18 protein-coding genes are annotated in these 19439 nt (G+C 66.0%); 3 read left to right on the top strand and 15 right to left on the bottom strand.

From position 1 onward, the window contains the following. The 9 genes from bamC to SB764_RS28260 form a co-directional block, all read right to left on the bottom strand. Entirely contained in the window at positions 1-1140 is a 1140-nt protein-coding gene (bamC, locus tag SB764_RS28300; RefSeq protein WP_065060242.1) for an outer membrane protein assembly factor BamC, read from the bottom strand. Between the two features lie 105 nt (positions 1141-1245). Then, positions 1246-2151, bottom strand: a complete 906-nt coding sequence (gene dapA, locus SB764_RS28295) for a 4-hydroxy-tetrahydrodipicolinate synthase (RefSeq protein ID WP_074984436.1) — start codon at positions 2149-2151, stop codon at positions 1246-1248. Between the two features lie 45 nt (positions 2152-2196). Then, entirely contained in the window at positions 2197-2868 is a 672-nt protein-coding gene (locus tag SB764_RS28290; RefSeq protein WP_410865782.1) for a class I SAM-dependent methyltransferase, read from the bottom strand. An 8-nt stretch (positions 2869-2876) separates the two neighbouring features. Beyond that, positions 2877-4079, bottom strand: a complete 1203-nt coding sequence (locus SB764_RS28285; protein WP_065060244.1) for a tryptophan--tRNA ligase — start codon at positions 4077-4079, stop codon at positions 2877-2879. Positions 4080-4083: 4 nt separating this feature from the next. Continuing rightward, positions 4084-4749: a site-2 protease family protein gene (locus SB764_RS28280; protein WP_065060245.1), complete on the bottom strand. Its 666-nt coding sequence runs from the start codon at positions 4747-4749 to the stop codon at positions 4084-4086. Between the two features lie 126 nt (positions 4750-4875). Beyond that, positions 4876-5511, bottom strand: coding sequence for an L-threonylcarbamoyladenylate synthase (locus SB764_RS28275; protein ID WP_074984434.1), 636 nt, complete (start codon positions 5509-5511; stop codon positions 4876-4878). A 182-nt stretch (positions 5512-5693) separates the two neighbouring features. Then, positions 5694-6524, bottom strand: coding sequence for a 3',5'-nucleoside bisphosphate phosphatase (locus SB764_RS28270; protein ID WP_074984432.1), 831 nt, complete (start codon positions 6522-6524; stop codon positions 5694-5696). A 106-nt stretch (positions 6525-6630) separates the two neighbouring features. After that, positions 6631-7527: an alpha/beta fold hydrolase gene (locus SB764_RS28265; RefSeq protein ID WP_183714042.1), complete on the bottom strand. Its 897-nt coding sequence runs from the start codon at positions 7525-7527 to the stop codon at positions 6631-6633. Positions 7528-7596: 69 nt separating this feature from the next. Further along, positions 7597-8496, bottom strand: a complete 900-nt coding sequence (locus SB764_RS28260) for a ferritin-like domain-containing protein (RefSeq protein WP_410865779.1) — start codon at positions 8494-8496, stop codon at positions 7597-7599. Between the two features lie 237 nt (positions 8497-8733). Here SB764_RS28260 and SB764_RS28255 point away from each other — a divergent pair, with 237 nt between their 5' ends. From SB764_RS28255 to SB764_RS28245, 3 genes are all read left to right on the top strand, one after another. Further along, complete coding sequence (locus SB764_RS28255; RefSeq protein WP_065060248.1) at positions 8734-9258, top strand: gamma carbonic anhydrase family protein; 525 nt, start codon at positions 8734-8736, stop codon at positions 9256-9258. A gap of 63 nt (positions 9259-9321) precedes the next feature. Next, positions 9322-10269, top strand: coding sequence for an Hsp33 family molecular chaperone HslO (hslO, locus tag SB764_RS28250; RefSeq protein ID WP_410865777.1), 948 nt, complete (start codon positions 9322-9324; stop codon positions 10267-10269). A 165-nt stretch (positions 10270-10434) separates the two neighbouring features. After that, the gene (locus tag SB764_RS28245) at positions 10435-10878 is read left to right on the top strand and encodes a hypothetical protein (RefSeq protein WP_408583289.1); all 444 of its coding nucleotides are present in this window, start codon (positions 10435-10437) and stop codon (positions 10876-10878) included. Positions 10879-11021: 143 nt separating this feature from the next. Here the strand turns inward: SB764_RS28245 and ftsB are convergent, their stop codons facing one another. From ftsB to SB764_RS28215, 6 genes are all read right to left on the bottom strand, one after another. Beyond that, a complete protein-coding gene (gene ftsB / locus SB764_RS28240) occupies positions 11022-11447 on the bottom strand; it encodes a cell division protein FtsB (RefSeq protein ID WP_065060250.1) in 426 nt (141 codons plus the stop codon). 101 nt (positions 11448-11548) lie between these two features. After that, positions 11549-12832, bottom strand: coding sequence for a phosphopyruvate hydratase (gene eno / locus SB764_RS28235; protein WP_065060251.1), 1284 nt, complete (start codon positions 12830-12832; stop codon positions 11549-11551). Between the two features lie 413 nt (positions 12833-13245). After that, positions 13246-14100 carry a 3-deoxy-8-phosphooctulonate synthase gene (gene kdsA, locus SB764_RS28230; protein WP_027814924.1) on the bottom strand — a complete coding sequence of 285 codons (855 nt, stop codon included), beginning with the start codon at positions 14098-14100 and terminating at the stop codon, positions 13246-13248. Next, positions 14097-15758 carry a CTP synthase gene (locus SB764_RS28225; RefSeq protein WP_065060252.1) on the bottom strand — a complete coding sequence of 554 codons (1662 nt, stop codon included), beginning with the start codon at positions 15756-15758 and terminating at the stop codon, positions 14097-14099. Before SB764_RS28225 ends, kdsA begins: the two co-directional genes overlap by 4 nt. 139 nt (positions 15759-15897) lie before the next feature. Continuing rightward, the gene (locus SB764_RS28220) at positions 15898-16713 is read right to left on the bottom strand and encodes an alpha/beta fold hydrolase (RefSeq protein WP_065060253.1); all 816 of its coding nucleotides are present in this window, start codon (positions 16711-16713) and stop codon (positions 15898-15900) included. Then, positions 16710-19427, bottom strand: coding sequence for a ComEC/Rec2 family competence protein (locus SB764_RS28215; RefSeq protein ID WP_410865774.1), 2718 nt, complete (start codon positions 19425-19427; stop codon positions 16710-16712). The genes SB764_RS28220 and SB764_RS28215 overlap by 4 nt, the downstream gene beginning before the upstream one ends. Positions 19428-19439: the final 12 nt, after the last annotated feature.

Here is a 19439-nt window from a genome sequence, read left to right as displayed (position 1 = left end):
TCAGTTCAGCTGGGCGTGCAGCGCGGACACGATGCGCTGGGCGTCCGACGAGGTATCGACCTGACCGCTTTCGTTGAGCACCGCCACCTGGGTGGAGCTGCCGTTCGGGCGCACCGCGATCTGGAACTCCGGACCCTGGTTCTTGTTCGCTTTCTTCGGGTTGTAGAAGAGCTTGCCGAACAGGCCGTCGCCCTTCAGTTCCTGCATCGAATCGGCGTAACGCACGTAGTAGATGCCCTTTTCGCGGTCGCGATTGTCGACCGTGAAGTTGGTGCGATCGAGTGCGAGGCCCACACGCAGCCAGGCCGTGTCGAACGCTTCAGGCAGGTTCAGCGTGGTGCCGTCCGGACCCGCCGCGACCTTGACCGCGGCCACCGACGGACGCGCGTCGGTCAGCAGCTGCTTCGACTGCGCGTCGGTCAAGCCGAACTTCTGCATGATCTTGGCGAGGAATTCGGCTTCGAGCGCCGGATCGCGCGGACGCTCGACCCACTTCGAACCCGTCTTGTCCTGGCCCGTGAGCATTTCTTCCATCGCGCTATGCGTGACCGAAATGTCGGTCTGGCCATCCGGACCGCGCGACACCAGCGTGCGGAAGCGGTCGCGCGTGCCCGACGAGTACGCGAAATCGATCACGCGGCCAATCGTGCGACGGAACCAGTCGTCCGGAATGTTGGCGCGGTTTTCCGCCCAGTCCGTGGTCATGATGCCGGTGTTGGGCGAATCGGTCGTCAGCGTGAAACCGTTATCGCTCCAGAATTCCTGCAGTTGCGGCCAGACGTCGTCGGGCGTGCGGCCGTCGACCACCAGCCAGCGGCGGTCGCCGTCGCGTTCGACGTGCATGCCGAGCGGGTCTTGCGCGCTGGGCACGCCGAGCACGGCGTTGCCCTGCTGCGTGACGGTGCGCTGCGCGGCGCCGCCGAGCGCCACCGTCGCGGGCGGCGCGACATATTTCTGATCGCCCGGCGCCGAGGACAGATCCTTCGGCACGGCCAGCGGCGGCGCGCTCGACGTGTCCTTGTAGTTGACGCGATCGGACGCGAACATGTCGTTCAGCGACTCGCAGCCTGCGAGCGAGCCGAGTGCGAGCGCCAGCACCGCCATGCGGGTTGCGTGGAGGGAAAAAGCGGAACGTTTCATGTGGACCTTCGTGATACCAGGAACGCTAAGCCTCGGTCTGCCAGAAAACTGTCAGCGCTTGGGCGATGGCGACGTCGATTGAAAATTCGGCGGCTTGGCTGACGATCAGCCCAGCAAACCGGCTTCGCGCAATGCCGTGCGCACCACGTCGTGGTAGCGCGCGTCGAGCGGCGTGAGCGGCAGTCGGATGCCGCTTTCGATGCGGCCGAGTTCCTGCAGCGCCCACTTCACCGGAATCGGATTCGATTCGATGAACAGGTTCTTGTGCAGCGACAACAGCTTCAGATGGATCTCGCGCGCGGTCTTCACGTCGCCGGCGATGGCGGCCTTGCACAGGTCGCTCATCTGACGCGGCGCGACATTGGCCGTCACCGAGATATTGCCGTGACCGCCCAGCAGCATCAGGGCGATCGCGGTGGGATCGTCGCCGCTGAAAATCTTGAAGCCGTCCGGCGCGTGCTTGATCAGGTGCGCCGCGCGGTCGATGTTGCCCGTGGCTTCCTTCACGCCGACGATGCCCGGCACCTGCGCGAGGCGCAGGATGGTCTCGTTCGTCATGTCGGCGACGGTGCGGCCCGGCACGTTGTACAGGACGACCGGCAGATCGACCGTCTCCGCGATCTTCGCGAAGTGGCGATACATGCCTTCCTGGGTCGGCTTGTTGTAGTACGGCACGACCTGGAGCGTCGCCTGCGCGCCCACGTCCTTCGCGTGCTTCGAGAGTTCGATGGCTTCGGCGGTCGAATTGCCGCCCGCGCCGGCGATGATCGGCATGCGGCCCGCGGCATGTTCGACGGCCGTCTTGACCATCAGGATGTGCTCTTCGACGTCCAGCGTGGCGGACTCGCCGCTCGTGCCGACCACGACGAGACCATCGGTCCCCTCTTCCACGTGCCAGTCGACCAGTTTGCGGAATGCCGGCAGGTCGAGACTGCCGTCTTCGTGCATGGGAGTGACGATCGCGGGAATGCTGCCGCCGAGCGTAATGCCGTCCTGAGTGCCGTTAGCCATTGAAACGTCAGAAAAATGAGTACGTTAAACCGCGATTGTAGCGGATTAGCCGGTCAGATCGTAACGCGGTACGGGTAGTACCTGAGTCACAGGCCCGTTACCGGAATTTTCGGCCTGATTTGCGTCCGACCCCGAGCGCGGTGCAGCGGAAAATTTTTCCGCCTCGCGCACCGCGCAGATCCGCTGAACGAACGCCTCACGCGGTTGTGAGAGGAATCCGTCTTCGTAGGCGACGACGCGCAGCGTCGGCGCGCAGATCGCCAACAGCTCTCCCGCCGCCAGCAGGAACGCGGGATTCGACGGTTTTCCGACCGTCTCGTTCCCTTGCGCGAAAGTTTCGTAAATAAGTACGCCGCCCGGCGCGAGCGCGTCGATAAGGCGCGCCATCAGCGGACGATGCAGGTAATTCGTGACGACGATGCCGGCGAAACGCACATCGGCGGGCAGCGGCCAGGGCGCGCCTTCGAGGTCGCACTCTAATGTGCCGATGCCGGGAATCTCGCGCATCGTGGCGAGCGCCGCGCCGTCGCGATCGAGCGCGGCCACCGGATGGCCGCGCTGCGCGAACCAGCGCGCGTGCCGCCCCGCGCCGCAGGCCAGATCGAGCACCGTGCCGCCGGGCGAGACCAGATGCGCCCAGCGGCACACCCAGGGCGACGGCTCGCCGAGCCCGTGCATGCCCGCGGCAACGGGCGTGGACCCCGAGATGAGCGTCATCGCGCGCCTTAGCTGTACGAGAGGCCCATCGCCTCGCGCACGTCGCGCATCGTTTCCGTGGCGTACTTGCGCGCGCGGTCGCAGCCGTCGGCGACGATGGCGCGCAGCAGTGACGGATCGTCCATGTACTTCTGCGCGCGTTCGAGCATCGGCTGCTGCTCGCGCAGGATGCCTTCGATCACCGGCTGCTTGCACTCCAGACAGCCGATGCCCGCCGAACGGCAACCCTTCTCCACCCACGCGTGCGTCGCCTCGTCCGTGTAGACCTGATGCAACTGCCACACCGGGCACTTGTCCGGATCGCCCGGATCGGTACGGCGCACGCGCGCCGGATCGGTCGGCATGGTGCGCACTTTCTTTTCGATCGACTGGGCGTCTTCGCGCAGCGCGATGGTGTTGCCGTACGACTTCGACATTTTCTGACCATCGAGGCCCGGCATGCGCGACGCCTCGGTCAACAGCACCTGCGGCTCCGGCAGGATGATCTTGCGCGAGCCTTCGAGATAGCCGAACAGACGCTCGCGGTCGTTCATCGACAGGCTCTGCGACTCGGACAACATCGCGCGCGCCTGTTCGAGCGCCTCTTCGTTGCCTTCCTGCTGATAGGCGTTGCGCAGTTCGTGATAGAGCTTCGAGCGCTTGCCGCCGAGCTTCTTCGCGGCCTCGTTGGCCTTCTCCTCGAAGCCCGGCTCGCGGCCGTACATGTAGTTGAAGCGACGCGCCATTTCGCGCGCCATCTCGACGTGCGGCACCTGATCTTCGCCGACCGGCACGAGCGAGGCGCGGTACAGCAGGATGTCGGCGGCCATCAGCACCGGATAGCCGAGGAAGCCGTAGGTGCCGAGATCCTTGTCGCGCAGCTTCTCGATCTGTTCCTTGTAGGTCGGCACGCGTTCGAGCCAGCTCAGCGGCGTGCTCATGCCGAGCAGCAGCGCCAGTTCGGCGTGCTCGGGCACACGGCTCTGGATGAACAGCGTGGCCTGATTCGGATCGATGCCCGACGCGAGCCAGTCGATCAGCACGTCCCAAACGTTTTTCTCGATGACATCCGGCGTCTCGTAGTGCGTGGTGAGCGCGTGCCAGTCGACCACACAGAAGAAGCACGGGTACTCGGACTGAAGCCGGACCCAGTTTTTCAGCACGCCGTGGTAGTGGCCGAGGTGCAGCGACCCGGTCGGCCGCATGCCGGAGAAAATACGGTCTGGGAACATGATGTTATGAGAATAGCGATACGAGGGGACTGAGGATGACGTTCAGGGCCAGTTGACCGACTTGAACCAACGGATACATCCAGAAACGCGAAAAGATGCCGGTCACCAGCAGCGCCATGACGATGAAGAAACCATACGGTTCAATCCGCATGAGCGCAATGCTCGCGCGCGGCGGCAGCAGCGCGGCCAGCACGCGCCCGCCGTCGAACGGCGGCAAGGGGAAGAAGTTGAGCACGCAGAGCACGATGTTCACGGTCATGCCCGCTCGCGCCATCAGCAGGAAAAACGGCTCGTCGACGCCCGCCGCGCTCAGCGCGATGAGGAAGACGCCCCACAGGATCGCCTGCACGAAATTGCAGAGCGGCCCCGCCGCCGACACCCACAGGCTGCCCCAGCGCGGATTGCGCAGATTGCCGAACGCGATCGGCACCGGCTTGGCGTAACCGAACACGAAGGCGCCGCTCGTCAGCACATACAGAATGAGCGGCATCGCGATCGTGCCGACCGGGTCGATGTGGCGCATCGGGTTGAGCGAGACGCGCCCGAGGACGTAGGCCGTGTTGTCGCCGAGCAGGCGCGCGACGTAGCCGTGAGCGGCTTCGTGCAGCGTGATCGCGAAAATAACGGGCAAGGCGTAGACGGCGAGCGTCTGAATGATCGTGGATTCCATGGCGGCGTATTGTAACAACGCGCTAGCGGCGCGCCGCGGTGCGCGCGGCCACACGCGCAGCGAATGGCCGGATTGCGCGGTTCGTCGACATCATCGGCGCCGTCGGGATCGCCGCCCGCGCCGCCATCACGCCTCCTCTTCCAGCCCGAATGGCGCGAGCGAACCGCGCCCTGCACGCACGAGCACCGGCTCCGCGCCGGTCAGATCGATGATGCTCGACGGCTCCCACGGACACGCCCCGCCGTCGATCACCAGATCGAGCTGCTTTTCCAGCCGTTCGCGGATCTCGTCGGGGTCGTTGAGCGGTTCCGTGTCGGGCGGCAGGATCAGCGTGGACGCCAACAGCGGCTCGCCCAGTTCTTCGAGGATCGCGAGCGGAATCGGATGCCCCGGCACGCGCAGACCAATTGTCTTGCGCGACGGATGCGAAAGCCGCCGCGGCACCTCTTTGGTCGCTTCGAGCACGAACACGTACGGCCCCGGCGTCACCGATTTGATCAGCCGGTACTGGCGGTTGTCCACCATTGCAAAATTCGCCAGCTCGGACAGATCGCGCACCATCAGCGAGAGCAGCGCCTTTTCGTCGAGATGACGGATGCGGCGCAGGCGCTCGGCCGCGTGTTTGTCGTCGATGCGGGCGGCCAGCGCGTAGCTCGAATCGGTGGGCAGCGCGATCACGCCGCCATCGCGGATGATCTGCACGGCCTGTTTGACGAGGCGCGGCTGCGGATTCTCAGGGTGAAGCCGAAAAAACTGTGACATGGCAGTAATCAGCTGACGAATTCGGAACGGACGGAACAGTCGATACGGCAGTCGCGCGGCACGAAGGCGACGCGCGACGCGCACGCGCTATCGTAAAGCGTAGCGAACGGATAAAGCGGACGTCGCGCAGCGGTGCAAGGCGCAGGCCGCGCGGCGGGAACGGAAGCGTTGGGCCACGCGGCTTACAGCCATCGCTCCCAGACGGGCTTGAGGTCGGAGGGAAGCGGCGGCAGCGTGCCGGGCTCGATGGCGTCCGGACCTTTGGCGTGGAAATCGGAGCCGCGCGAGGCCTCGAAGCCGAAACGGCGCGCGACGGCGGCATATTCGCCGTACTGGTCGGGCGTGTGGCTGCCCGTGACGACTTCGATCGCTTTGCCGCCCAGATCGATGAATTCGCCGAAGAACGTGTCGAATTCGAGCTGCGTGTAGTTGTAGCGCCCCGGGTGCGCAACGACGGCCTCGCCGCCCGCAGCCTTGATCCACGAAACGGCATCGGCCAGCTTCGCCCAGCGATGCGCCACATAGCCCGGTTTGCCGTCGCCGAGCCAGCGCGAGAACGCGTCCTGGGTGTTCTGCGCGCGGCCGGATTCGACGAGAAAGCGCGCGAAGTGCGTGCGCGAGATCAGGTCGGGATTGGAGACGTACTGGAGCGCGCCCGCATAGGCGTCGGGAATGCCGAGTTCCTCAAGCCGTTCACCGATGGCTTCGGCGCGCGCCGCGCGGCCGTCGCGCGTGCGGGCCAGCCCTTCGACGAGCGCCGGAGCGGTCGGATCGACATGCAGACCGACGATATGCACCGTGCGCGACGCCCACGTGACCGAAATCTCGACGCCCGAGAGATAACGCATGCCGAGCGATTCGGCGGCTTCGCGCGCCTCGCGCTGGCCGCCCAGCTCGTCGTGATCGGTGAGCGCCCACAGCGTCACGCCGCCCGCCTTCGCCAGCTGCGCGACGGCAGCCGGGGCCATCTGGCCGTCGGAAACAGTGGAGTGACAGTGGAGATCGGCGTTCATTGCGGGCGTCTGGAAAATGAAGCCTTATTTTACTGCAACGCGGCGAAGCCGTCCGGGGCCGCTCCGACCGCGTTTAGCAGGCATTCGGCCCACATTCGGCGGGCATTCAGGCCGTGCAGAATGCCTCGATGAGACGCGCAATGGCCTCCGGCTGATCGTGATGAACCATATGGCCCGCGTCGTCGATAAAGCGCTCGCGCCAGTCGGGAAACGCCTCGAATCGGCGCTTGAATTCGCCGATCGGCACCTTGCCCGCGATGCGCGCGAGCGTTTCCGAATCGGTGGCCTCGACGTGCAGCACCTTGGCGCGCACCTGCGCCCAGATCGCCATGATTTCCTCGAGCCGGTAGAGCACGGGATTGACCATTTTGTGCGCCGGATCGCCGAGCAGCATGTGGCCCTCGCCCTGCTCGCCGCTGACCGGCTTCGACCAGTGCTGCGCGAGAAAACGCGCCCGCGCGGGCAGCAGGCGCGGATTCGTCTTCGTGAGGCGCGCCGCCACGTCGTCGAGCGTCTTGTAGGGACGCAGTTGCGGCGGCGAGCGCATTTCGTCGAGCCAGTCGCGCAAACGGCCGGGCGCCTGTGCCGGCGTCGTGGCGGGCATGCCGAAGCCTTCGAGATCGACCACGCGCCGCACGCGTTCGGGCCGCACGCCCGCATACAGACAGACGACATTCGCGCCGAGGCTGTGCCCGACGAGGTTCACTTCTCCTTCGGGCGCGTAGTGATCGAGCAGCGCGTCGAGATCGGCGACATAGTCGTGGAACCAGTAGTTGCCGGCACCGCGTTGCGCCACGGGCCAGTCCGAGAGGCCGAAGCCGCGCATGTCCGGCGCGATCACCTGCCAGTCGCCGCCCAGCGCGTCGACGACGAACTGGAACGACGCGGCCACATCCATCCAGCCGTGCAGCATGAACAGCGTGGGCGCGTCCTCGGCGCCCCAGCGGCGCACATGCAGACGGATGCCGTTCACGTCGATGAATTCGGATCGGGAAAGATTCATTGCGCTCGCGCAAAAAACGAATGGTCGTTCTATTATATCGACAGGTTCTGACAGATGGGCGGCGCGCGTTTATTTTTCGGCGTCGCCGTCGCCACCCTGGGCTTTCAGCGTTTCGAGTTCGGCATCGTCGAAACCCGCCGAACGGCGCGCCTCGAAGTTGAACGGCCCACGCATTTTCGGCGCATGGTATTGCGCGGCGAGTTCGAGCCACGCCGCATGCGGATCGAGTCCGCGCTGCGCGCACAGATGGCGAAACCAGTGATTGCCGATGCGCACGTGCCCCACTTCGTCATGCAGGATGATGTCGAGGATCGCGGCGGATTCGTCGTCGCCGGCCTGTTTCAGACGCGCGCGGATCGGCGGCGAGGCGTCGAGCCCGCGCGCTTCCAGCACGCGCGGCACCAGCGCCATGCGCGCGAGCACGTCGCCGCTGGTGCGCTCGCACATTTCCCAGAGGCCGTTGTGCGCCGGGAAGTCGCCGTAGGCGTGGCCGTAGTCCGCCAGCCGCTTGACCAGCAGCGAGAAGTGATACGCCTCCTCCGCCGCCACCTTCAGCCAGTCGGCGTAGAAGTCAGCGGGCATGTCCGGAAAGCGCCAGACCGCGTCGAGCGCGAGATTGATCGCGTTGAACTCGATGTGCGTGAGCGCATGCAGCAGCACCACGCGCCCTTGCGGCGTGCTCATGCTGCGGCGCTGGAGGCTGCGCGGCTCGACCAGATCCGGGCGCGCGGGACGGCCCGGCAGGTCCCCGGGCGCGCTGAGCGTCTGTTCGGCGTGCCAGTGCGTGTCGCCGCGCGCCGCGCCGCCCTGGGCGAGCGCGTAGAGCGCGCTCACCGCGCCGGACTTGGCGAGCGGATCGGCTTCGTACAGCGCCGCAAGCGCGGCGGCGCGCCAGCCTGGCTGCGACGTGGCGGCATCGACGGATAATTCGGCGCCGGTGCGCGCGGAGTCGGGAAATACGGAATTCATCGTCAAGCAGGCAGAAAAGCGGGAAGAAAACAGGCGGTCGAACGGCGTAGTACGAACGCACGGCACGGCGGCGCGGCGGCCCGCGTGAGACCTGCCGCACGCGGCACGCAAGCCGGGCCAGGCGGACTCGGGGCGCAACCGTTTACAATACGCGATTCACCCGCTCTGCGCCGCCCGCGCCCGCTCTCACCCGCCCGCGCGCCGCAGCCTCGCAAGACAAAAAGGAGACGCAACACCGTGGCCATCTACAAGCTTGGCGAAGCCGCACCCACCATTCACGAAAGCGTGTTTGTCGCGGACAACGCGACCATCGTCGGCAAGGTCGAACTCGCCGAAGACTCGAGCGTCTGGTTTGGCGCGACGCTGCGCGGCGACAACGAGCTGATTTCGGTCGGCGCGCGCAGCAACGTGCAGGAAGGCGCTGTGCTGCATACCGACCCCGGTTTCCCGCTCACGCTCGAAGCCAACGTGACGATCGGCCATCAGGCCATGCTGCACGGCTGCACGGTGAAGGAAGGCGCGCTCATCGGGATTCAGGCGGTGGTCTTGAATGGCGCGGTAATCGGCCGCAACTGTCTGGTTGGCGCGGGCGCGGTGGTCACCGAAGGCAAGGTGTTCCCCGACAACTCGCTCATTCTCGGCGCGCCGGCCAAGGTCGTGCGCGAGCTGACCGAGGCCGACATCGCCGGCCTCAAGCGTAACGCGGACGGTTACGCGCAACGCCGCGAGTATTTCAAGGCGCAACTCGTACGCATTGGCTGACGGCTGCTCGCCGCCGTCATGCCGCGCGAGCGCGCCGCACGCATCGAAACGAAGGAAAAGATTGTGAACGACCAGTTGCAAAAATTCATGTTCAGCGCCGCTCCGGTGCGGGGCGAGATCGTCTCGCTGCGCAACACGTGGCAAGAGGTGCTGACGCGCCGGCAGTACCCGGCGCCGGTGCGCACCGTGCTCGGCGAAATGATGGCCGCCTGCGCGCTGCTCTCCGCGAACCTCAAGTTCGACGGCACGCTGATCATGCAGATCCTCGGCGAAGGCCCGGTCCGCATGCTGGTCGTGCAGTGCAGCTCCGACCTCTCCATGCGCGCCACGGCGCGTCTGGCCGAAGGCGTGGAAACCGTCGCCGACGACCTCTCGCTCGCCGAACTCGTCAACGTGAACGGCCGCGGCCGTTGCGTGATCACGCTCGATCCGGCCAACAAGCAGCCCGGCCAGCAGCCCTACCAGGGCATCGTGCCGCTGAACGGCGAAGACGGCGCGCTGAAGTCGATCTCGGAAGTGCTCGAGCATTACATGCACCACTCCGAGCAGCTCGACACGCGCCTGTGGCTCGGCGCGAACGAAAATCGCGCGGTCGGCATGCTGCTCCAGAAGCTGCCCGGCGATGGTGGCATCGTGCCGCACCCGCACGAACTCGACGCCGACACGTGGGAACGCGTCTGCACGCTCGGCGGCACGCTCACGCGCGAAGAACTGCTCGAACAGGAGCCGGAAACGCTGTTCCGCCGCCTCTTCTGGCAAGAGAACGTGCAGCACTTCGAGCCCGCCACCACGCGCTTCCTGTGCAGCTGCTCGCGTGAAAAAGTCGGCTCGATGCTGAAGATGCTGGGCCGCGAGGAAGTGGACAGCGTGATCGAAGAACGCGGCCACGTCGAAGTTCACTGCGACTATTGCAACCAGCGCTACGAGTTCGATCCCGTCGATGTGGCGCAACTTTTCGCCACGCCGGGGCTCTCAGAAGGAGTCTCTCCCGCAGCGGACCAGCGCCACTAAGCCAGCAAAGCAGTGATTGCTTCCCCGGCTCATGGCACGCCGTCTTCCGCCACGCGGACGGCGCCGCCGCGCGGCACCATGAGCCGATTCACGGAACCGGCTGTCCAGGCGGCCGCGCGCGTGGCCCAGAGATCCGGAATCCGACCGATAAAGGGAAGCAAGAACATGAAGACGAACCTCGGGGCTGCATCACCTCACCTGCCCGCGCGCACCGTGCGCCGCGCCAGAACGCTCATCTACCTGACCGCGCTGACGGCCGCCGCAGCAGGCGTCGTGCTGATGAGCGGCTGCACGCTCGATCCGCCTGGTCCTTCGCCGATCTACAGCCGCCTGCCCGCCGATCACGCTGGCGCGACCGCCACGGTCGCGCCGCAGCAGCAGGCCGCCCCTGCCCTCACGCCCGAGCAGCTTCAGCGCTACGACGCGATCGACCAGCAGGCGCTGGCCGAATCCAATCGCGCCGCGAACGCCGAAGCGGCCGCGCAGGCGTGGTCGCGCGCGTACACGCCGCCCGTGAACGTCTACGGCAGCTACTACAGCGGCGGTTGGGGCGGCGGCTGGGGCACCGGGATCGGCTACGGCTATCCGGGTTGGGGTTGGGGCTGGTGAAATCGTAGCGTGCGCAACGATCGGGGCGACGATCGTATAAGGCTCGCCCCGCAAAATCACGCGGCAATAAAAAAGCGCGGCATCCGCTGGATGGCCGCGCTTTTTATTTCGACGCTATCGAACCGCATCGTTGGCTGTGACGCTCAGCCCGCCTTCTTCTTCGTTTCCTTGCCGTGTCCGTGATGTTTCTCGGGCACGCGCGACACCGGATTCGGCACCACCTTGACGGGCGCCGCCGACATCTCGCCACGCGTCGACGTATTCGACGACCCCGCGGGCGTAGCCGGCAACGGCTGATTCGGCGAGACGAACTGCACGAACACCTCGCCGTCCTTCACCATACCCATCTCGTAGCGCGCACGCTCCTCGACGGCCGCGGTGCCGTTTTGCAAATCCTGCACTTCGCCCGCGATGCGTTCGTTGCGCAGTTTTTCGTCGTCGTTCAGCTTTTGCTGCTGTGCGAGCTGCCCTTGCAGTTCGTGCACGCGCAGCCACCCGCCGTGGCCCCACCAGAGCGGATACTGGATCAGCGCGAGCAGGATGATCAGGACGACAGTGACAAGCCGCATGGATGGTGCCGGATAAACATACGCCGCCCTGCGCTGAACGCAGGGCGGCGAAGAGGGATGACGAAGAGTGACAGCAAGGCGGCTGTCGCGTTCAGGTCCGCTTAGCGGAGGTTATAGAACGCCGACTTGCCCGGGTAGCTGGCGATATCACCGAGATCTTCCTCGATGCGCAGCAGCTGGTTGTACTTCGAGATGCGGTCGCTGCGCGAGAGCGAACCGGTCTTGATCTGACCGGCGTTCAGGCCGACGGCGATGTCCGCGATGGTCGAATCTTCGGTTTCGCCCGAACGGTGCGAGATCACGGCCGTGTAGCCCGCGCGCTTCGCCATTTCGATCGCTGCGAAGGTTTCCGTCAGCGTGCCGATCTGGTTGATCTTGATCAGGATCGAGTTGGCGATGCCCTTCTCGATGCCTTCCTTCAGGATGCGCGTGTTGGTGACGAACAGGTCGTCGCCCACCAGCTGAACCTTCTTGCCGAGCTTTTCGGTCAGGAGCTTCCAGCCGGCCCAGTCGCTTTCATGCATGCCGTCTTCGATCGAGACGATCGGGAACTTGTCGGCGAGCGTCGCGAGGTAGTCGGCGAATTCCGACGACGACAGTTGCAGGCCTTCGCCCGCGAGCTGGTACTTGCCGTCGTGGTAGAACTCGCTGGCTGCGCAGTCGAGCGCGAGCAGCACGTCTTCACCGGCGCGGTAGCCTGCCTTCTCGATGGCTTGCAGGATGGTCGACAGGCATTCGTCGTTGCTGCCGAAGTTCGGTGCGAAACCGCCTTCGTCGCCGACTGCCGTGCTCATGCCGCGATCCGAAAGGATCTTCTTGAGTGCGTGGAAGATTTCCGCGCCGCAACGCAGCGCTTCGCGGAAGGTCGGCTGGCTCACCGGCACGATCATGAATTCCTGGATGTCCAGGCTGTTGTTCGCGTGCGCGCCGCCGTTGACGATGTTCATCATCGGGACCGGCAGTTGCATCGCGCCCGAACCGCCGAAGTAGCGGTACAGCGGCAGGCCGGCTTCTTCGGCAGCGGCCTTCGCGACGGCCATCGAAACGGCCAGCATCGCGTTCGCGCCCAGACGCGACTTGTTGTCGGTGCCGTCGAGCTCGAGCAGGGTCTTGTCGAGGAAGGCTTGTTCCGACGCGTCGAGGCCCATGATCGCCTCGGAGATTTCGGTGTTGATGTGCTCGACGGCCTTCAGCACGCCCTTGCCGTTGTAGCGGCCGGCTTCGCCGTCGCGCAGTTCGATCGCTTCACGCGAGCCGGTCGACGCGCCCGACGGCACAGCCGCGCGGCCCATCGTGCCCGATTCGAGCAGCACGTCGCATTCGACGGTGGGATTGCCGCGCGAATCCAGAATCTCGCGACCGATGATATCTACGATTGCACTCATGGTTTCCTCAGGAAATGACAGTAATTCTTGCGAGACACGCACCATCTGCGAGTCCGGCGAAGCGCGGTCTACGCGCTCGCGCGGGACACACCGTCACATGGGACAGGCGGCGCGGTCGTCGGGTTCAACTTGTTGCGTCGCGAGGATTACACACTGCGTAATCGCTGCGCCGCCACGCTGCCTTGTACATCTGGCGCGGCGCGGCTGCCGTCTGGCACAGCATGGCATCGCTTCATGACACCTGCTGCGCCGGCGGGCCGCTCGCCGCGGCTCCTCCATCGCGCCGCTCATGCAATCGAAGCGGCGCGCGATGCTTCAGCACTGCGGTAGAACTCCGCGATCCAATCTTGCGGTGAAGCCATACGACAAAGCACACGACGCGCATGAAGCGCGCCGGTGCCTGACTACGTGAATCAGTTGAAGTCGTTCTCGAGGAACGGCGTGCGCTTGACCGCCTGGTCGAGCGTGACGAGCGTTTCGAGCAGGTCGGCCATGCGGTTCAGCGGCACGGCGTTGGGACCGTCGGACTTCGCTTGCGCCGGGTTCGGGTGCGTCTCCATGAAGAGACCCGCCACGCCCGTTGCGACGGCCGCGCGCGCGAGCACCGGCACGAATTCGCGCTGACCGCCCGAGCTGGTGCCCTGGCCGCCCGGCAGTTGCACCGAGTGCGTGACGTCCATCACGACCGGCGCCGCCGTCTCGCGCATGATCGCGAGCGAGCGCATGTCCGACACGAGGTTGTTGTAACCGAACGAGACACCGCGTTCGCAAGCCATGAAGCGGTCTTCGGAAAGACCCGCTTCACGCGCCGCGTCGCGCGCCTTGTCGATCACGTTCTTCATGTCGTGCGGCGCGAGGAACTGGCCTTTCTTGATGTTGACCGGCTTGCCCGAACGCGCGCACGCGTGGATGAAGTCGGTCTGGCGGCACAGGAACGCCGGCGTCTGCAGCACGTCGACGACCGAAGCCACCGGGCCCACTTCCTCTTCCGTGTGCACGTCGGTCAGCACGGGCAGGCCGAGCTGGCGCTTCACTTCGGAGAGGATGCGCAGGCCTTCGTCCATGCCCAGGCCGCGGAACGACTTGCCGCTCGAGCGATTGGCCTTGTCGAACGACGACTTGTAGATGAACGGAATGCCGAGCTTCGCCGTGATTTCCTTCAGGCGGCCCGCCGTGTCGATCGTCATCTGTTCGGATTCGACGACACAGGTGCCTGCAATCAGAAAGAACGGCTTGTCGAGGCCGACCTCGAAACCGCACAGATTCATGCTTTCTCCTGAGCGCGCGACTGCTGGTGCGCGAGCGACGCTTCGACAAACGCCTTGAAGAGCGGATGGCCGTCACGCGGCGTGGACGTGAATTCCGGGTGGAACTGAACGCCGACGAACCACGGGTGCATGTCGCGCGGCAGTTCCATCATTTCCGGCAGGTCTTCAGTCGGCGTACGGGCGCTGATGATAAGGCCGCCGGCTTCGAGCTTGGGCACGTAGCCGTTATTGACTTCATAACGGTGGCGGTGACGTTCGTTCACGTCCTTGCCATAGATTTCCGAAGCGAGCGTGCCGGGCTTGATCGGGCAGCGCTGCGAGCCGAGGCGCATGGTGCCGCCCAGGTCCGAATCTTCCGTGCGCTTCTCGACCTTGCCTTCGCGGTCGGCCCATTCGGTGATGAGCGCGACGACGCGGTCCGGCGTGTCGGCGTCGAATTCCGTGCTGTTCGCGTGCTTCAGGCCCACCACGTCGCGCGCGAATTCGATCACGGCGAGCTGCATGCCGAGGCAGATGCCGAGGTACGGCACCTTCGATTCACGAGCGTACTGAATGGCCTTGATCTTGCCTTCGGTGCCGCGACGGCCGAAACCACCCGGCACGAGAATCGCGTCGAGATGCTTGAGGCTGTCCACGCCCTGTTCGTCGATCTCTTCCGAGTCGATGTACTCGATGTTGACCTTGGTCGAGGTCTTGATCGATGCGTGACGCAGCGCTTCGATGAGCGACTTGTACGACTCGGTCAGGTCGACGTACTTGCCGACCATGCCGATCGTGACTTCGTGCTGCGGATGCTCGAGCTTCTCGACCATTTCGGCCCACATCGACAGGTCGGCGGGCTTGGCGGACAGCTTGAGTTCGTCGCAGACGATCGAGTCGAGACCCTGGTCGTGCAGCATCTGCGGAATCTTGTAGATGCTGTCGGCGTCCCACACCGAAATGACGGCGTCTTCGGGCACGTTCGAGAACATCGAGATCTTCGAGCGCTCGTCGTCGGGAATGCGGCGGTCTGCACGGCACAGCAGCACGTTCGGATAGATACCGATTTCGCGCAGCTTCTGCACGCTGTGCTGCGTGGGCTTGGTCTTGAGTTCGCCGGCCGTGGCGATGAACGGCACCAGCGTGAGGTGCACGAAGCACGCGCTGTTGCGGCCAAGGCGCAGGCTCATCTGACGCGCGGCTTCGAGGAACGGCAGCGACTCGATGTCGCCGACCGTGCCGCCCACTTCAACGATCGCCACGTCGGGCTCACCGCACGTCGCGGATGCCGCGCCGCGCTCGATGAACGCCTGGATTTCGTTGGTGATGTGCGGAATGACCTGCACCGTCTTGCCGAGATAGTCGCCGCGGCGTTCCTTGCGGATCACCGATTCGTAAATCTGGCCCGTGGTGAAGTTGTTGGCCTTGCGCATCTTCGTGCTGATGAAGCGCTCATAGTGGCCGAGGTCGAGGTCGGTCTCCGCTCCGTCTTCCGTCACGAACACTTCGCCGTGTTGAAACGGGCTCATCGTGCCGGGGTCGACGTTGATGTAGGGATCAAGCTTGAGGAGGGTGACTTTCAGACCGCGCGATTCGAGGATCGCGGCGAGGGAGGCGGCGGCAATACCCTTGCCAAGGGAAGAAACTACGCCGCCGGTGACGAAAACATATTTGGTCATCGCTGGATGCTCGCGGGAAAAACGGATTATACCGTAAAGCAAGGGCTAACCCTGAATTTTGAAAGAGCATCTTGCGTGACGGGGCGCGGCGCGAATGAAGCATGTGCCGAATTGATCGTGCCCCGCCAGACGGCGGCCATCAGGCGCGCGTCCAGCCGCCGTTACCCATCGCGTAGAGCATGCGCTGCACCGCGCGCGCGGTCTCGATGGGCCGCTCCATCGGATACAGATGACTGCCTTCGATCCACTCGAAGCGCTCGCCCGCGATGCGCCGCGTCGCGCCGAGACCGACCTGCCGCACCTCCTTCGAATGCGTGCCGCCGACGAAGCTCACCGGCACCGGCGAGCCATGCGCGAGCCGCGTGCCGAAGGTGTGCGGCAGTGTGCGGTAAATGAGGTATTCGGTGCGGCGGTCGAAGGCGAGCGTGCGTGCGCCGTCGGGCGAAGTCTGAGGAATGCCGAAGTCGATGTAGTCCGACAACACGCGCTCGTCCCAGCGCGCGAACGCGGGCTTCGAGTGGAAATGACGCCAGGCTTCGTCGCGACTTGCCCAACTGGTGCGGCGCGTACGCGTGGCGGCGGCGGGCGACAGGCGCTCGTCGAGCCCGGTCCACTGCGAAACGCGCAGCATGCCGCTGCGCCAGCCGGCGATCACGGGCGAATCGAGCATCACCACGCCCCTCACCCACTGCGGCTTCCTGAGCGCCGCCATCAGCGAAAGATAGCCGCCGAGCGAGTGGCCGACGAGCCAGACCGGCTGCTCATAGCGGCTGCCGATGTCCTCGATCAGTTGCTCGACGAGGTGCGGCCAGTCGCGCGTGACGGGATAGCGCGCGTCGTGGCCGATGCGCTCGATATAGCGCAGCTCGTAGGTGTCGCCGAGTTCGGCGAAGAAGGTGCGATAGGTCGAGGCCGGGAAGCCGTTCGCATGGGAAAAATGGATGACGTTCTTCAATCTGGGCCTGTCTCCGTTCCGTTCGTTCTTGTCGGATTGTCGTTGTCGTCGTTGTCTTGCGTGCCGGGCAGGCGGACCGCAGCCGCCCCTTGCATCGCGCCCACCGCCGCCTCTTCGGTCCGATCCGGCCGGTCCAACCGGTCCATCCAGTAACGCCGCCGCGTATCGCGAAAGCGCTCGACCGTCAGCGCGCCGGGGGCGGCTTCGATGCGCGCCGCGCCGTCCCAATCGCTGCGCGCCAGCACGATGTGGCGCGACGCGTAACGCGCATAGACACCCGGATAAGGATGATGAAAGCGATTGATGAAGCCTACCTGAAATATCGCGACGAGCGGCCAGACAGAATCGAGGAACGGTTCAGTCGACGACGTGCGGCTGCCGTGGTGCGGCACGACGAGAATCTGGGCGCGCAGCTTGTCGGGGTCGCGTGCCATCAGCGTGCGCTCGGTGGCGGCTTCGATATCGGCGGCAAGCAAGGCGGTGACGGCGCCATCCGGCGCCGACGCGGCCCCGGATATGCCCGCCGTGCTCACGCGCAGCACGCAGCAATGCGCATTGGGTTTGCCCGCGAGCGGCCCCGCATCGGGCCAGAGCACCTCGAAGGTCACGCCGTCCCACTGCCAGCGCTGCCCTGCCGCGCACTGCACGCGCTCCGCCCCGCGCGACTGCGCTGTCGCCCACAACGGATGCGCGGGCAGAATGCCCGCCACGAACTGCCGCACCCGCAGCGCTTCGAGCACGGCCTGAGCGCCGCCCGAGTGGTCGGAGTCGTCGTGGCTCACCATCAGCATGTCGAGTTGCGTCACGGCGTGGGTCTGCAGATAGGGAACGACGATCCGCTCGCCCGCGTGGGTGGATTCCGGGCCTGGCCCGGCGTCGAACAGCAAGGTGTGGCGCGCGGTCTCGATCAGCACGGAGGTGCCCTGCCCGATGTCCAGCGCGGTGAGGCGGAACGCGCCTTCCGGCGGGCCGCCCGGCGACGGCGCAAGCAGCGGCAGCCACGTGAACGGCGCGAGCCAGCGCAACGGCCACCCGCGCGGCGCGAGCAACCACGCGACGCCCACCGCCGCACAGGCCAACGCCCAGCCGGACGGCTGCGGCAGACGCAGCAGCGCCCACGGCAGACCGTCGAGCGCGCCGAGCGCCATCGCGAGGCGGTCGAGCAAAGCGTGCGCGGCACGCAGCGCGAAGGCGTCGAGCGGCGCGGGCAAGACCGCGCCCGCCAGCACGGTCGGCGTGACCAGCATGCTGACCCACGGAATCGCGAAGGCGTTCGCCAGCGGCCCGATCAGCGGAATCTGCAGGAACCAGTACGCGGTGAGCGGCGCCAGCGCCAGCGTGACCGCCCATTGCACGCGCGCGCCGTCATGCAGACGGGCCGCGAAACGCCTGGCGGCGCGGCGCCAGCGCTGCCAATCGACGAGCGAGGCAAAGCGTTCGCGCCAAGGCCCACGCGGCACCTCGGCCGCCACCGGCTCCTTCTCGCGCATCGGATCGACTTCATCGGGTGTGAGTTCGGCATCCTCTTCGCGGCGCATGCGCGGCACGCTGCTGGCCGCATACAGAATCGCCGCGACGGCGCAGAACGACAACCAGAATCCCGGCGCGGTCACCGCCCACGGATCGCGCAGCAATACGAGCCCGAGCGCCCACGCCAGCACATGCGAACGCGACACCTCGCGCGAACCCAGCAGCGCCACCGCCGCCACCGCCAGCATCCAGAGCGCGCGCTGCACCGGCACGTTGAATCCGGCCAGCGCGGCATACGCCGCTCCCGCGCACACCGCGCCCGCGAGCGCCACTTTCTGGGCGGGCAGGACGAGCGGCGCTTCCATGCCGCGCCAGCGCGCTCGCCGCCAGAGCGCGCCCGACAGCCAGCCCGCAAGCCCGGCGACGAAGGCGAGATGCAGCCCGGAGATCGCAACGAGATGACTCGTGCCGGTGTTGCGCATCAGTTGCCAGTCGGCATCGCTGACATCGTCCTGTGCACCGGTCGCAAGCGCGACGACGATGCCGCGATGCGGCGCGTCCGCCAGCACCTCGCCGATGCGCGCACGCACCGCCGCCCGCCTGCGCTCGATGGCGATGCCGATGCCCTGCGCGTCGCGAACCAGACGTTGCGCGTGCGCGGCGTCGCTGACGTAACCGGTCGCGCGCACGCCGCGCGCGAGCAAGGCGGCCTCTGTATCGCGCAGATCGAAATTGCCTTCGCCGTGCGCCGGTTTGAGCCGCACCGTCAGCCGCCAGCGCGCGCCGGGCACGAGCGGCGGCACGGGCGCGTCGCGCGCGATCCAGTTCAATTGCAGCAGACGCGGCGTACGCGAGAAACGCAAAGCGCTCGCCGTCAGCTCGCGCCCCGGCCAGGATTCCACTGCGAAGAGAAAGCGCGCCGATCCTTCACCGAAAGCAGGCATGCGCGCGATATACCCGGTCACGTCGACGTCGCGCGCCTGCCAGGCTTCGGGCAGCGATTCGGCCAGCCGGATTTCCGCACGCCACGCCGCGTAACCGAACCCGACACACGTTGAAGCAAGCGCAAGCGCTGACCAGCCCACGATGCGCCCTCGCGCACCCCGCCGCACCATCGGCGCGCCGCCGATCGCCGCGCCCAACATCAACGCGATCAGACCGCACCACGCGACGCGCCCCGGCAACGCCGCCTGCTGTTGCAGCGCGATCACGCCCAGCGCGAAGCAGCACCACATCGCCCGCATAGCGCCTCCGCG

The organism is Paraburkholderia sp. SIMBA_027, from assembly GCF_046535315.1.
GTDB classification, from domain to species: Bacteria; Pseudomonadota; Gammaproteobacteria; order Burkholderiales; family Burkholderiaceae; genus Paraburkholderia; species Paraburkholderia tropica.
The sequence above is the reverse complement of the archived record's forward strand: the minus strand, read 5'-3'. Positions and strand labels throughout refer to the sequence as shown.